Annotated in this window: 15 protein-coding genes, 1 pseudogene and 1 riboswitch; of the genes and pseudogenes, 13 read left to right on the plus strand and 3 right to left on the minus strand. The window is 43.2% G+C overall.

The window, feature by feature from the left end; all coding sequences use genetic code 11:
• Positions 1–79: 79 nt before the first annotated feature.
• Positions 80–208: pseudogene (locus tag CD004_RS03060) on the plus strand (pseudouridine-5'-phosphate glycosidase); the annotation flags it as partial.
• A gap of 96 nt (positions 209–304) precedes the next feature.
• On the opposite strand, the gene CD004_RS03065 reads toward CD004_RS03060, so the two are convergent.
• Positions 305–643 carry a helix-turn-helix domain-containing protein gene (locus CD004_RS03065; RefSeq protein WP_102261430.1) on the minus strand — a complete coding sequence of 113 codons (339 nt, stop codon included), beginning with the start codon at positions 641–643 and terminating at the stop codon, positions 305–307.
• A 647-nt stretch (positions 644–1,290) separates the two neighbouring features.
• A riboswitch (cyclic di-GMP riboswitch) is annotated at positions 1,291–1,376 on the plus strand.
• Between the two features lie 29 nt (positions 1,377–1,405).
• On the opposite strand from CD004_RS03065, the gene CD004_RS03075 reads away from it, so the two are divergent.
• A complete protein-coding gene (locus CD004_RS03075; RefSeq protein ID WP_102261432.1) occupies positions 1,406–1,531 on the plus strand; it encodes an anti-repressor SinI family protein in 126 nt (41 codons plus the stop codon).
• A gap of 105 nt (positions 1,532–1,636) precedes the next feature.
• Here the strand turns inward: CD004_RS03075 and CD004_RS03080 are convergent, their stop codons facing one another.
• Positions 1,637–1,957: a helix-turn-helix domain-containing protein gene (locus CD004_RS03080; RefSeq protein ID WP_023625726.1), complete on the minus strand. Its 321-nt coding sequence runs from the start codon at positions 1,955–1,957 to the stop codon at positions 1,637–1,639.
• Between the two features lie 294 nt (positions 1,958–2,251).
• Here CD004_RS03080 and treR point away from each other — a divergent pair, with 294 nt between their 5' ends.
• A complete protein-coding gene (treR, locus tag CD004_RS03085; protein WP_102261433.1) occupies positions 2,252–2,980 on the plus strand; it encodes a trehalose operon repressor in 729 nt (242 codons plus the stop codon).
• Between the two features lie 103 nt (positions 2,981–3,083).
• On the opposite strand, the gene CD004_RS03090 is transcribed toward treR, so the two are convergent.
• Entirely contained in the window at positions 3,084–3,359 is a 276-nt protein-coding gene (locus tag CD004_RS03090; RefSeq protein WP_226677898.1) for a late competence development ComFB family protein, read from the minus strand.
• Positions 3,360–3,560: 201 nt separating this feature from the next.
• On the opposite strand from CD004_RS03090, the gene CD004_RS03095 reads away from it, so the two are divergent.
• The 10 genes from CD004_RS03095 (at position 3,561) to CD004_RS03140 (ending at position 14,909) form a co-directional block, all read left to right on the plus strand.
• The gene (locus tag CD004_RS03095; protein ID WP_102261434.1) at positions 3,561–4,076 is read left to right on the plus strand and encodes a type 1 glutamine amidotransferase domain-containing protein; all 516 of its coding nucleotides are present in this window, start codon (positions 3,561–3,563) and stop codon (positions 4,074–4,076) included.
• A gap of 389 nt (positions 4,077–4,465) precedes the next feature.
• Positions 4,466–5,215, plus strand: coding sequence for a type I methionyl aminopeptidase (gene map, locus CD004_RS03100; RefSeq protein ID WP_102261435.1), 750 nt, complete (start codon positions 4,466–4,468; stop codon positions 5,213–5,215).
• A 122-nt stretch (positions 5,216–5,337) separates the two neighbouring features.
• On the plus strand, positions 5,338–6,198 hold the full coding sequence (locus CD004_RS03105) for a MurR/RpiR family transcriptional regulator (protein WP_102261436.1): 861 nt from the start codon (positions 5,338–5,340) through the stop codon (positions 6,196–6,198).
• A gap of 151 nt (positions 6,199–6,349) precedes the next feature.
• Positions 6,350–7,252: a phosphogluconate dehydrogenase (NAD(+)-dependent, decarboxylating) gene (gene gnd / locus CD004_RS03110; RefSeq protein WP_102261437.1), complete on the plus strand. Its 903-nt coding sequence runs from the start codon at positions 6,350–6,352 to the stop codon at positions 7,250–7,252.
• 309 nt (positions 7,253–7,561) lie between these two features.
• Positions 7,562–8,566: an ABC transporter substrate-binding protein gene (locus tag CD004_RS03115; protein WP_102261438.1), complete on the plus strand. Its 1,005-nt coding sequence runs from the start codon at positions 7,562–7,564 to the stop codon at positions 8,564–8,566.
• Positions 8,566–10,914, plus strand: coding sequence for an ATP-binding protein (locus CD004_RS03120; RefSeq protein WP_102261439.1), 2,349 nt, complete (start codon positions 8,566–8,568; stop codon positions 10,912–10,914). The genes CD004_RS03115 and CD004_RS03120 overlap by 1 nt, the downstream gene beginning before the upstream one ends.
• Positions 10,886–12,226: a sigma-54-dependent transcriptional regulator gene (locus CD004_RS03125; protein ID WP_102261440.1), complete on the plus strand. Its 1,341-nt coding sequence runs from the start codon at positions 10,886–10,888 to the stop codon at positions 12,224–12,226. The genes CD004_RS03120 and CD004_RS03125 overlap by 29 nt, the downstream gene beginning before the upstream one ends.
• Before the next feature lie 236 nt (positions 12,227–12,462).
• The gene (locus CD004_RS03130) at positions 12,463–13,440 is read left to right on the plus strand and encodes a nuclease-related domain-containing protein (protein WP_102261441.1); all 978 of its coding nucleotides are present in this window, start codon (positions 12,463–12,465) and stop codon (positions 13,438–13,440) included.
• 347 nt (positions 13,441–13,787) lie between these two features.
• Positions 13,788–13,997 carry a twin-arginine translocase TatA/TatE family subunit gene (gene tatA, locus CD004_RS03135; RefSeq protein ID WP_041967698.1) on the plus strand — a complete coding sequence of 70 codons (210 nt, stop codon included), beginning with the start codon at positions 13,788–13,790 and terminating at the stop codon, positions 13,995–13,997.
• A 24-nt stretch (positions 13,998–14,021) separates the two neighbouring features.
• Positions 14,022–14,909, plus strand: a complete 888-nt coding sequence (locus CD004_RS03140) for a 4Fe-4S dicluster domain-containing protein (RefSeq protein ID WP_041967697.1) — start codon at positions 14,022–14,024, stop codon at positions 14,907–14,909.
• Positions 14,910–14,921 lie beyond the last annotated feature (12 nt).

The raw sequence follows: 14,921 nt of genomic DNA on the forward strand, positions 1-14,921 counted from the left end.
GGAGAAAGCGTGAGAAGAGGAACTTTTTTGTGACAGCTTTGTGTCGATTCTTTAAGTGGAAACAGAAGTATTATTGAACATTCTTAAGAAGGTGAAAGAATTAACTGAGGGGAAAAGCCTTGTTGTGAATATCGCCCTTATAAAAAATAATGCGAAGGTGGGGGCAAAGATTGCTGCCAGCCTGGCCAAACAGAGGATCAGCCTATGAGGCTCGTTTTTTAGTGGCATCAGATCAAAGCCTCCTATAGAAAATACTTGTTCTAAAGCGCAGTTTTGCATGGTAATTTATATAAATACTTAACTGCTAATCCTGTTTTCTCCTGCTCTTAAACTTCATGAAATCCAGATAATAAGCAAAATCTTCTTTGCTGATTCCGTTTTTTATAGCTTCATCAACAAGTCCAACCCATTCCTCATCAACAGACATCCTGGCAGCTTTCATGTTTTGCTGTCCCATCAAATACTCTACAGTTGTATCAAGGTTATCTGCAAGGCGGGACAATACCTGTAACGATGGATTTCCCTGAATCCCTCTTTCGATGTAACTGAGATAGGATTTGGAAACATTCGCTTTTTCAGAGAGTTCACTAATTGAATACTTTTTTTCAAGCCTTAAGCTTTTAATTGTCTCTCCAACCTTCATAAGAGGATCTCCTTTTTATTCATCTATTAATTCATTATAACGAACAAATTAGTTCTTTTAAAAACACAAGAAACTGAGATAAACGGAGGAAATTCTTAAAAAAGAACGATTTATGTTCTTTTTTAAGAAAATTAGCGATATTTTAGACTTTTTCAGAAATGATACTAATGGACTATACTCGAATGGAATATCACTTTTCTAAGGGGGCTGGATGGCCATGTACAGAAAAAATTGTGATCGTTGTAACCGTCCTTCGTTTAGCAGCTGTGAGGTTGGAGAGTGGCTCTGCCCGGTTTGCGGAAATGATCTAACGAGATACCCGTTTTTTAATGCCATTAGTCTTGAAAAAGTGGCAATTTTACCGCAGTTAAAAAAGAAAATGTATAAGAAAACTGGCCATCCATAGGATCACCTCAAGTTTATGGGGGTTATTTTAAAAAAAGAGTTCAACAATTAGGGATAAAATCTGACAAATATCTTTACAAGAATGGTTTAAATTTTCAGATAATATAACTCTCGCTCTGTAATTTTGTAATTGTTTGGAAGAAAAGCGAAAAAATCCTTATATAGTCCCCGACAAATAATTACATGTTAAATATATAGAACAAGGTACAATGACATTGGGGCTAAAAAAGTGAGTAAAAAGGTACAGAAAAAGGCAAACTTGTTGAAAAACTAGGACGCAAAGTCACGGATCTAAGGTGCAATGTACTATGATGGCCGGACTGCCTGGAATACTAATTGTATTTTGGGGGGAAGAACTTGATTAAAGAGCAGGTAATTTTCGAAGAACTGGATACGGAATGGATGCAGCTTATAATGGAAGCATTAGAAATGGGAATTAACAAAGAAGAAATCAGGGAGTTTTTAACGAAGACAAACAAGTAGTCAATGGAATTCATACATAGACAATAGAAGTGCGATCGGGCAGCTCTTTTAGAGGTGCTTTTTATTTTTTCATGAAGAAGGACAGCCACGTAAGCTGTCCTTGAATTATTTATTGTGGAGTCTCCATTTATTGAACTCCAGGAACTCACGGAACTGGTCTTTTGTGATGCCTGAATCCATTGCTTCTTTTACAAGGTTGACCCAATCGGAATCCATATTTTCTTTGTCAGGTTGTTCATGGATTAGATGGTCTACTGGTACATTCAATACTCCTGCTATTTTTTCTAAAAATTGGATTGAAGGATTTGTTTGAAGGTTTCGCTCCAATGAGCTCAAATATGATTTTGCCACGCCAGCTTGCTCTGCCAGTTCAGATAAGGACATCCTTTTTTCTTGTCGAAGTTTCTTGACGCGTTCACCGATCACTGTTATCCACACACCTTATCAATTTATAGTTATATCATAACAAATCTGATAAAATAGTTCCATATTGAGAACGACTTATAGAACAATTATAACCAACCTTAATGCTTTTTTGAGCCACTTTTATGAAAAATCATGTTGGGAAAAAACTTATCGCTTTTATATCGGTCATTGCGATTACAGTTGTACATTATTTTATGAAGATTCTTTGAAAATTACAAACACAATAGCCAATTGTGTTCAAAAGGGCCTAAACAAGGTAAAATGGTAGCAATCAGACAAGGTACGGGTGATGTTATGCAGAAGAAATATTTATTAATCTATGAAGAGATTTCGAAACAGATACAGGAAGGACATTATCCTCCTAAAACGATTTTGCCATCAGAAAATGAATTTGCGGATATGTACCAAACGTCCAGGGAAACCATCCGCAAGGCACTGAATCTTCTTGCGCAAAATGGGTTTATCCAAAAAATTCGAGGAAAGGGTTCACTTGTGCTGGATTTGAAAAGACATCAGTTTCCGATTTCCGGATTGATCAGTTTTAAAGAACTTGCGGAGAACATGGGAGGAAAAGCCAAAACGACTGTTGAAGAGTTTAAACTCGAGTTGGCAGGCCGGGATATTGCCAGGGAATTGAATGTTGAGGATGCTGAAAAGGTTTGGAAGGTCAAAAGAGTAAGGCATATTGATGAAGAACGAGTTATCCTCGACAAGGATTTTCTCGTAGAAAAGCATGTGCCAGGACTGTCACGTGTAACTTGTGAAAACTCGATATTTGAGTATATTGAAGGGAAGTTGGAGAAAAAAATCAGCTTTGCGAAGAAAGAATTCACAGTTGAGGAGCCAAATGCCGAGGACAGAAAGCTCCTAGATATGGAGGGGTTCAATGCGATTGTCATCGTGAAAAACTATATTTATTTTGATGACGCTACACTGTTCCAATATACCGAGTCAAGGCACCGCCCTGACAAGTTCCGTTTCGTTGATTTTGCCAGACGGATGGATACCCAACAGTCTCTATAAAAAAAAGAAGCTGCCATTGATGTTGCCCGGTTAACCAGGCTGTCAATTGGCAGCTTTTATTTTAGATAAAAGATTTCAGACAAGTTGAATCCTTATTCCAGGTTTAATGCTTCGGATATTTGCCGACAAGATGGATGGCGCTGATGATCCTTTTATTGATCCAGGCTCTGTTTTCCTGGGTATTAAGTTGTTCGTAAACCATCTTCCGGCCATCTTCTGTAGTGACGTAGTGACTTGGAAGAGTGTTCAGGCTGATGGCGATGATATCGTTCCGGCACTTCTGGCAATTACAGAAGGTCTGGTAATCAGGGCTCATCATCAGCACATTGACAAGCGTGGAAACGACCTCTTCCATTACATTGACATAACTAAATTTCATGGTGCCTTCTCTCCCTATTGATGTCCTAAATTAAATTATAGTTGAATGACGGAAATTTAAAATGATTTTTTTATATTTGCTACAAGATAGGTCTTTTTACATATTTTTATACAAAATAATGGAACTCGTATTAGATGTTTTACAAACCGAAGACAGGGAATTTTAATAGTGGAGATTTTTAAAAAAGGAGATGTTGAATTTATGGGTAAAAAAATTGCCTGTTTAATAACAGATTTATTTGAAGATGTCGAATATCTGGAGCCATCCCGTGCTTTCACCGAAGCAGGCCATGAAGTAGTGACGATTGAAAAAGAACAAGGGAAGACCGTAACGGGAAAGCAGGAAAAAGCCGAGGTGAAAATTAATGAAAGCATCGATAACGTCAAGCCGGAAGATTTCGATGCACTATTCATCCCTGGAGGATTCTCTCCGGACCAGTTGCGTGAAGACGAGAGATTCGTCCAATTTGCAAAGGCATTCATGGACGAGAAGAAACCTGTCTTCGCCATCTGCCATGGACCACAACTGCTGCTTACCGCAAAAACGCTTGAAGGCAGAGGAGCCACGGGCTATAAGTCCATCCGCGTCGACATGGAATATGCCGGAGCAAAATACATGGATAAAGAAGTCATGGTTTGCTGTAATCAGCTTGTCACCAGCAGGGAACCGAAAGATATTCCGGCATTCAATCGCGAAGCACTAAAAGTGTTGCAATAATATTGGTAAGAACCCTTTTGCTGAGGCAGAGGGGTTTTTTTAAATGGGGATGGTTTGCCGTGAAGAATTGGAAAAAAACGCACGGAATTTCCAGTTCGCCAATAAATTTGGATTATCGCCAATAAGCTGCGGGTTTTCGCCAATATAATGAGATTATCGCCAATAAAAATAAATAATCGCCAATAAAATTGTGAACTCCGCCAATAAAACGTTAAACTTCTGCCCGCAAAAAAGATTGAAGAGAATCAGTGTTGTGAAACAATATAATTTTTAACAATTCTTTATAAAAATAGCCATATTGAAGTTGAAATGCGCCATCAACCGGTTCATTTTGCGAATTTATTCATATAAGATAATATAGAATTGAATTGATTCGGGGAGATGACGGAATGATTGTTTTAAAATCGGCACGTGAGATTGAAAATATGAAGGCAGCGGGCGAGCTGCTCGCTTCCGTGCATAGAAAGTTGCGCAAATTGATCAAGCCGGGCGTAACCACCTGGGAAATTGACCAGTTTGTCGAGGAGTATTTAAAAAAACACGGAGCCACTCCACAGCAGAAGGGCTACCGTAATTATCAATATGCAACATGCGCCAGCATCAATGATGAGGTGTGCCACGGCTTTCCTCGGAAAGGGGCGCTGAACGATGGCGATATTGTCACGATAGATATGGTCGTCAACTTGAATGGCGCGCTGGCTGATTCGGCTTGGAGCTACGCAGTTGGAAATGTGAGCGAACAATCACAAAAGCTGCTTGAAGTGACAAAAGAGGCATTGTATCGTGGCATTGCTGTCTCCGTACCTGGAAACCGGATTGGCGATATTGGCCATGCGATCCAATCATATGTGGAGGGAGAAGGTTTTTCGGTTGTCCGTGAATTTATCGGCCACGGAATCGGCTCAGTGATCCATGAAAAGCCTGATATTCCGCACTATGGTCTGCCAGGCAAGGGGCCAAGGCTGAAAGAAGGCATGGTATTTACCATCGAACCAATGGTTAATATCGGCGAATGGAAGACGAAGATGGATTCTAACGGCTGGACAGCAAGAACAGTAGACGGCAAGCTGTCCGCGCAGTATGAACATACAATTGCGATCACCAAAGATGGTCCGGTCATTTTGACGGAACAGGATTAACAATGAAGCGGGCTGAACATCAGTTTGGCCCTATTTTTATAAAAGAAATGAAAAAAATTTTCACCTTCAACAAATAATGATGAAATTCACCGTCAAAAAGAATAATAAAAGGAGGCCATAAAATGGCCAGTGAACTTAATGGGCAAAATGTCATCGTTAAGATTAAAGCCGTCTACTCGTCGCTTTCCTCGAAGGAGAAGGCGGTAGCGGATTATATATTGACCAATCCGAAGGAAATCATCCATTTATCAATCACCGAGTTTTCAGAGAATGCATCTGTCGCGGAGGCAACCATTTTCCGTTTTTGCAAAAGGCTTGGATTCAGGGGTTATCAAGCCTTTAAAATTGCGCTTGCGAGTGAAGTTGTGGAACCGATCAAGAATATTCACGAAGAAATTAAGGAAGAAGATCAAGTTGTTACTCTTGCAGAAAAGGTTTTTGCCGGGCATATCGAGGCAATGAAAGGAACGCTTAATCTTCTGGATGAAAAGGTTCTTGAGAGCATTATTGATGTGCTTGCAAAGGCAACGCGGATCGATTTTTACGGATCAGGTGGTTCGTCGGCAATCGCACTCGATGCCTATCATAAATTTCTGCGGACAGGCATCAATTGCAATGCCCACAGTGACGGACACCAGCAAATCATTTCTGCAGCGCTGCTCGGTCCTGGTCAGGCGGCCGTTGGCATTTCACATAGCGGCAGCAATAAAGATGTCATAGAAGCTCTAAGGATTGCAAAAGCTAATGGAGCAGCGACAATCGCTATTACTAGTCACTTTAAGTCTCCATTATCCAAGGAAGCAGATTACGTTTTGTACACGACTTCGCGAGAAACACTATTCAGATCTGAGGCATTAGCATCAAGGCTGGTACAATTAAGTTTGATCGATGTGCTACATGTAGCGGTTTCAGTACGCAGGCAGGAACAAACTCTAGACAACTTGCAAAAAATAAGAGAAGCGATTTCGATAAAAAGATATTAACTTGAAAATTATTTTCTTATTTTAGATATACATATGAAAAAATATTTGATACTATCTTTGTATAAAGTTCTATTCTTCAATGAGAAGCTGTTCGAAAAAACAACAACAAATGCGAAAATGGCATTTTTAAACGAAAAAGGAGTGCATCTACGTGAAACTAGGAATGGTCGGCCTTGGTAAAATGGGCTATAACTTGGTATTGAATTTGATGGAAAATGGCCATGAGGTTGTGGCGAACGACATTAATGAAGAAGCGATGCAGAAAATCAAAGCAGAAGGTGCTGAGATTGCTGCAGATTATAAAACAATGGTGGACATGCTGCCAAAGCCGCGTGTGATCTGGCTGATGATTCCTGCTGGCGAGTTAATCGACCAGGTAATTGAAAAGTTCACGCCTTTCCTTGAAGAGGGTGACATCCTTATCGATGGAGGTAATTCAAACTATAAGGATACACTTAGACGTGCTGAAAAGCTTTCGGCAGCAGGTATCCAATTCATGGATGTCGGAACAAGCGGCGGAATGGAAGGTGCTCGTAACGGTGCCTGCACTATGATCGGCGGCGATGCAGAAGTTTTTGCCCATGTAGAACCAATCTTCAAGGACATTTCAATCGAAAAAGGGTACCTTTACACAGGTAAAGTTGGAAGCGGCCATTTCTTGAAAATGGTCCACAACGGCATTGAGTACGGAATGATGCAGGCAATCGCTGAGGGCTTTGAAATTCTAGAAAAGAGCCCATTTGATTACGACTACAAAGAAGTTTCCCGCGTCTGGAATCACGGATCCGTCATCCGCAGCTGGCTGATGGAATTGATGGAGAATGCCTTCTCCAAAGAACCAAAGCTTGAAAGCATCAAAGGCGTCATGCATTCATCAGGCGAAGGTAAGTGGACAGTTGAAACAGCGCTGGACCTGCAGACAGCAGCACCAGTCATTGCGCTGTCATTGATGATGCGCTACCGCTCACTTGAAGACGATACATTCACAGGAAAAGTCGTCGCTGCACTAAGAAACGAATTTGGCGGTCATGCTGTTGAACGAAAAGAAGATTAAGACCCAGGTTCTCCTCTAAATGAGGGGAGCCTTTTTTTATTGTAAGGGATGTATTAAATATTTTCCTTGTGGATGACTATAAATTGTTTTCTTAATCCAGCTTCAGCGCCTAGCCCCTCGAGACGCTTCGGTCCGCCCAATGAAGTCAAAGAGCGACTTCACCGGTCGACCCTCCAGCGCTTGTCGGGGCTGACCAAGGCGCTTGCGCTTTGTGTTCTATACGTTCATAAAATTATCCTTTTTTGCAAGATGGATACGTTACTTTTTCCGTTATAGTGGAAGTGAATACTGGAATTGGAGGCGCAGACTGTGAAAACAAAGTGGTATTTCTTTTTTCTGACAACGATTGCCATATCGGCTATTATATATGCATTTCTTGGAGTCAGGGGAGATGAGCCGGTAGAAATTGGCGTCCTGATGATCGGTGAAAACCGCTATGAGAAGTTTACAGGACTTGAAGAGGGATTGAAGGATCTAGGGTATAGCGGTAAGGAAGTCCATTTTACCGTAAAGAATGCACATGATGATGAAGTGCTGATTGACAAGCAAATCGATCAGCTGCTAGAGAATAACCCCAATCTAATTGTTACGCTTGGCGGGATTGAAACTCAGCGCCTGAAAGCAAAAATGGATAAGAAAAACATTGAAATCCCGGTAGTTTTTGCAGGTCTTGCTGCACCGAAGGAACTTGGATTGATAAAAGATTACAAGTCACCAGGAGGTCTTTTTACCGGTATCAATAACTATCACGCCAGCATCTCCGGCAAGCGCCTCGAGATGCTTACATCACTTGTGCCCGCTATTGACAGGGTACATGTGATTTATGACAGCAAAATTGATGTCAGCAAATTAAGTCTTGAAGAAACTAAGAATGCAGCCACAGAACTGGGGGTGGTGATTTCCCCATGTGATGCCAGCTCGAAGGAGTGTCTGGAAAATCTATGGAAAACAGTAGATGATGGAGAGGCAATCCTTGTCTTGCCCAGCTTCAGGATTGAATCGCTGACAGATGAGATTGTGAAGCTGACTGAGGAGAAAAAAATCCCGGCTATGGGCTTATATGATTTTGAAGCGAAAAAGGGGTTGCTTGCGAGCTACGGATCCAGCTTTTATTCGCAGGGCTATCAGGCATCAAGGTTTGTCAGCTTGATTCTTCAGGGAAACAAGCCGGGGGAATTGCCTGTAGAACTGCCCGATGGCATTCGTTTTGTCGTCAACCAGCAGACGAAGGACTCGCTAGGAATCGCCATTAATCAGGATTTGCTGCATATCGCCGAGCTGATCCACCCTGAAGTGCAAGGAGGCAGGAGGTGATGAGAGCGATGATTGATTTCCTGCATTCGCAGACAATCCGCAACAAGGTCCTTGTATTCGGTGTAGTAATGTCGACGATTCCGTTGCTGCTGATCAGCTTATTTTATTACTCTTTTGTAAAATCGGATCTGGAAACAAGGATTCTGGAAAAACAGCATCTGGTGCTCGAAAATCTATCAAATGAAATCGAATATGAATTCAGCCAGACATTTCAGCGAATCCATGTCCTCGCATCTCTTAATCTATTAAATGAAAAACAAAGCGCTTTATATGAGCTCCTGCAGCAAAGCGAATCAGTCGAGGAGGTCATAATTGCCGATGATAAAGGCTTTGTGGAAAAAAGAGTGTCGCGATACGAGCTTAACATTGCCGGGGATAACGAGCGGTGGTTCACAGATGAAATGTGGTTCCAGCTCCAGACACTTGACAGGGTCTACGGCCAGGTAGAATTCAACCAGTACGGCCAGCCTGTTATGAAGCTGGCAATTCCTTTTTACGAAGGTGAATCGAAAAAAGCCATCGGAGTGGTTGTCCAGCTTCAAAAGATCATCGGCAAAATCTCGTCCATGCGCCAGGATCACTCCTCATATATATATTTAATCGATGATAAAGACCGGGTCATCGCCCATCAGGATTACAGCAAGCTCTGGCAAAAACAAACGTCTGGCAGCCAGGATGAGCTTGGTGTCACTGCTGGGATTGAAGACTTAAACTGGGTGCTGGTGATGGAGCAGCCGAAAACAACGGCTTTTGCCCCAATCAACAGAATGCTGCAAAGCGGCATAGGAGCAGTAGCATTGCTGATTTTGACAGTCAGCTTGATCAGCGTCTGGGCGGGGCTTTATTTTACGAGGCCAATTGTTTCAATTGACAGGGAAATGAACAAATTGAAGCAAGGCCGGGAGATCAAACCAGTGATGATGAGGCGGACCGATGAGTTGGGAAAACTGGCCGACTCCTTCAATGATATGAGCAAGGAACTGCTTGAAAAATCCAGACTTCTGGAGCAAGAGAAGGAGAGGCTGAGTGTTGTAGTCAACGGCATTGGTGCCGGCCTGGCGCTCGTAACGAAAGAGTACCGGATCACCTGGATGAACCCGATTTTAAAAGGGTGGCTGAAAGAAGACCGGTTGACTCTGCCTTGTTACGCTGTGATTGGCGGGGAAAATGCCCCTTGCTTGAATTGTCCGATTACCTGTCCAGATCTTGATAAAATCGCCGATGAAGTCATGAAGTTCAAGGACGGTGCGAACGGCGAGCGGATCTTCAGGCACAGAGTGTTTCCGCTCAACCACGCGATTGAGGAAGAAGGCGAATTCCTCGTCGTGCTCGAGGATATCACTGAGCAAAAACAAATGGAAGAAACAATGATCCAGACGGATAAGCTGAGTGCGCTTGGCATCATGGCGTCGAGCTTCGCGCACGAAGTCAATAACCCATTGGCGACAATCAATGTATACGCAGAGGATTTGATCGACAGAATCCAGGCAGACGACGATGAACTTGATGAGGATGAAATGAAGCATTATCTCCACAAAATCAAGGAAAATACCGAGCGCTGCAAACGAATTACCGGAAACCTGCTTAATTTTTCCCGGAAGAATGACTGGACAGAGGACCAGATCCGGGTGAAGGAAATCATCGAAAATAGCGTCAGCCTTGTTGAGCATCAGCTGAAAAAGCAGCGGATCCAGCTTGAACTTCATGTGGATGAAGGGCTGCCGACTGTTAATGGGGACGGCCTTAAGCTGATGCAAGTCATCGTCAACCTGATCAATAACGCGGTCGATGCAATGGAAGCCGAAGGAAAACTGATTGTTTCCGCTTCCGTAAGCAATGGAGAAGTGGTTTCGATTAAAGTCACAGACAGTGGCCATGGAATCCCTGCCGAAGCCATGGATAAACTGTTCGACCCATTCTTTACGACGAAACCAATCGGCAAAGGAACCGGTCTTGGCTTGTCAGTATGTTACGGCATCATCCAGCAGTTCGGCGGGAATATCACGATTAACAGTAAACCATCAGAAGGAACGACGGTTGAAATTCAGCTGCCGGCAGAGCGTTCGATAAAAGCAGATGTAGCAGAGTGGCCAATAAAGATGAACCGCAGTATCGGCAGCAAACAGCCAACGGATGATTCAAAGGTGGAAGACGAAGATGGTGGACGCATTCCAGTAGAAGTAGTGGACCGAGAAATAGGAAACTACATTACAGCAAGAGAAGTGGAAGGCGAAGATGGAGGCAATATTCCAGCAGAAGTAGTGGACCGAGAAAATAACTGCGAGCCGTCGGCACAAGAAACAATGGAGGTGGGCTACGATGTCAGCAACAAGATTGCTAGTCGTTGATGATGAACAGGATTTGCTTGAGCTTTTGGTGAGGAGGCTGAAGCGTAAGGGGTTTGACGTGGACAGCGCAGACACGGCAGAGGAAGCCCTTGAACTTGTGAAAAAAAATGAATACGACATTGGCGTCTATGATATCCGACTGCCGAATATGGACGGTATCGAGCTTTTAAAAGAAACCAAGAAGGTCCAGTCAGATATCGAGGTGCTGATTTTGACCGGGCACGGGACGATTGATACCGCGATTGAAGCGATGAAGGTTGGCGCATTCGATTATATTACAAAGCCTTATAATCTATCAGAGTTGGAACTGACGATTGCAAAGGCTGCGGAAAATAAAGCGCTGAAAGAAAAGAATGACAGCATGAAAAAAATCATCGCCCAGCATAATGGCTTCAATATCATTGGAGACAGTGCCAATTTTAAAGAAGTGCTTGAGATGACAAGGAGGATTGCCGACAGCGATGTGCCTGTCCTGATTGAGGGCGAAAGCGGTACAGGTAAGGAGCTGTTTGCAAAAGCACTCCATTACTGGAGCTGCCGTGCAGATGAACCATTCGTGCCGGTGAATTCGGGTGCACTTCCTGAGCATCTTCTTGAAAGCGAGCTGTTCGGCCATGCTCGAGGTGCTTTTACCGGAGCGAGCCAGGATAAAAAAGGTCTGGTCGAAGCAGCAAAAGGCGGGACACTATTTTTAGATGAGCTTGGCGAAATGCCATTGGCGCTTCAGGTGAAATTACTGCGTTTCCTGGAAACAGGTGAATTCCGCCGCGTCGGCGATGTCCGGGAACGGCATGTTAGCGTCCGCGTCGTTGCCGCTACGAATCGAGATATGGAAAAAGAAGTTGCAGAAGGTCGCTTCCGTGAAGACTTATATTACCGATTGAATGTCGTCAAGCTGACGATTCCGCCGCTGCGTGAACGGAAGGGAGATTTGCCAGCACTCATTGAGCACTTCATTAGGAAAACGAAAGACCCGTCGAAGCGACTGTCGAGTGAAGCTTACGCTGCCCTTGAAGAATACGATTTTCCGGGAAATGTCCGCGAGCTAAGCCACCTGATTGAACGAGGTGTACTGTTATCTAAAGGAAGCATGATCGGAGCTGAGGATTTACTTTTGCCTCATGCTGGTAAAATAAAGGCAGAGGCAGAAGTTCGGCTTTCTCCACTATGCTCTTTGGAAGAAGTCGAGAAAGTACACATCGAAAACGCCCTGAAGCAGATGAACTGGAACAAAACAAAGGCGGCCGACGTGCTGGGCATCAGCGTCCGGAATCTTTATCGAAAAATCGATCAATACGGGTTGAAAGAATAGATAGGCATGCGGCGAACTGGAAAAAAACGCTTGAAATTTCCAGTTCGCCAATAAATTTTGATTTTCGCCAATAAATAGGGTGAAATCGCCAATAAAAAAATATTTTCGCCAATAAAATGGAATTATCGCCAATAAAATTGTGAACTCCGCCAATAAAAATGTTCACAAATAAATTAGAAGGTAATTTAAGCTTAAATATCGAATAATAAGAGCATTACAAAGAAGGAGTGAAGCTTTTGATAGCGAAAAAACGATCCATTCCAAAAGAAGTGAGGATTTACGAGGCAATTGTTAGGCGATTACCGTTAAATCACCCCCGAAAAGCAGAATTCGAGAACAAGTTATCCATGAAACGTGCAGGGTACAAAGGCGAAAAAGAATTAGATTACCATATCTCACAAATCGACCACTCTAAGTTTACAATCTTACAAGATATTAGAATCCCCTATAATGAAACTCACTTCCAAATTGACACTTTATTCATCTCCAATTCCTTAATCTTACCGATTGATTCCAAGTATTATGCGGGAACACTGGAATTTTACCCTGAATTCAATCAAATGATCCAATGTATAAATGGAAATGAAAAGGTATACCCTGATCCCATTCTCCAGACGAAAATACAAGCACGGCAACTGAAAGCATTTCTAAACAGTCATCAATATTCAACGCCCCCGTTAGAACCGTTCGTTGCCATCACCCATTCACAAGCCATCATCAAAAATCCAACCCAAAACAAAGAAGTTAGCCAAAGAGTATTCAAGTCCCCCGGCATCTTCTATAAAATCACCCCATACCTTGAAAAATATCAAAAAGAGATAATATCGGACCAAGAGGCTAAGAAAATAGTTAAGCTTTTACTCAAAAAACATAAACCATATATACCAGACTTAGATACATTGAATCTTCCTTATGGAGAATTGCTAAAAGGAGTTGAGTGCCCGGCCTGCAACACAATTGGCATGGAAAAGTTTCATAGCCTATGGGGATGCAAGAAATGCGGCCATACTTCAAAGGACGCCCATGTTGCTGCTTTAAGAGATTACTTTGTTATTAATAGACAGTCGATTACTAACGGACAATTCAGGGATTTTCTTGGGATCTCCTCGATTCACCAGGCCAGGAGAATGCTGTCACAGCTGGACCTGAACATATCCGGTGAAAAGAAAGGAAGAGTCTACACCCCAGGTAAAAGCTTTCCATTATGGGATTGAGCACTCTCCCACTCTCCTTCCCGGCCATCTCTGCCCACCAGAAGAAAGGTCACATGCCATCCCGACACACCAGATACAATATCATGCCATTCCAGCACACCATGCCAAAATGTCACATGCCAAAATTGCAACACCATGACAAAATGACACGCAACCAGCGGCAGAAACCGAACTAAAAATTCGGTTTCAGCCGTTTTTTTCTGTTCACAAAAGTGTCACGAATCCGGCATCCTTACTCCGACAAGGAATACCAGCACTACAGGACCCAAAACCAACCCGCCACAAAAAAGTTGGCACGCTGCTTGCATTATAAATAAGCAAGAAAAAATAAAAAAGGATGTGGCATTATGCTATCCAATATTGGTATTCCAGGTTTGATTTTAATTCTCACATTGGCGTTGATCATCTTCGGCCCGAAAAAGCTTCCGGAAATCGGCAGGGCGTTCGGGCAGACGCTGAAGGAATTCAAGAAATCGACTCGTGAGCTGACAAGCGATATTACCGACGATATTGCAGATGACATCAAAGAAATTAAGGAAATCAAGAAAGAAATCTAAACGCACAAAAAGAGGTGAGTGAAAATGGGTCTATTTTCAAATGAGAAAAAGGTAGATTACGACAAAATCGTCGACAAGATGGTTCCTGATGCCAGGAAAGAAATGGATGAATCACAGTATGACACCGAGCTTGGCTTGAACATGGCTCGCGATGCGAGGAAGGTCATCAGCGGTAAACTGAAAATTGAAGACTTCCATAAAGTCTATTCTTCATCACTGACTAAGGAATTCGGTAACTATTATGCATCAGCAGATGGACCTGATATCAGGAAGGGTGACGGTCCGAAATGGGCGATGGTCATCGATCTGAAAAAATGCGTTGGCTGTGATACATGTACGGTCAGCTGTAAGGCAGAGAACAGGACGCCGCCGGGAATCTCCTACAATGTCGTCATGGAATCACTTGAAGGCGAGTTCCCGAACATCAAGGCGGTCAACTTGCCAAGACCTTGCATGCAGTGTGACAAACCAGCATGTGCCCAGGTTTGCCCGACGAGAGCGACCTATAAAATGGAGAACGGAATTGTCGCAATCGACAATGACCGCTGCATCGGCTGCCGTTACTGTATCGTAGCTTGTCCGTATGGAGCGCGGTCCTTCGATTTCGGCGACAGCTATGAGCAGGAAATGCAGGGCGCCAATGACGTAACAAGTCCTGAATACGGTGTTGAACGCGGAAACCGCGAAAAAGGCAAGACACCAATCGGCACGGTCCGCAAATGCAGCTTCTGTTTCCACCGTCTGCAAAGAGGCGAAGAGCCGGCATGCGTGGAAACTTGCATTGGCGATGCTCGTTTCTTCGGCGACATCAGCGACCCGAACAGTGTTGTATCAAAGCTTGCTGCGAGTCCTAGAGCATTCCGCCTGAAGGAAGAGCTTGGAACGCATCCGAACGTTATTTACTTAAGATAGGAGGGGAATGGC

The organism is Mesobacillus jeotgali (assembly GCF_002874535.1).
In the GTDB taxonomy this organism is placed as follows: Bacteria; Bacillota; Bacilli; order Bacillales; family Cytobacillaceae; genus Mesobacillus; species Mesobacillus jeotgali.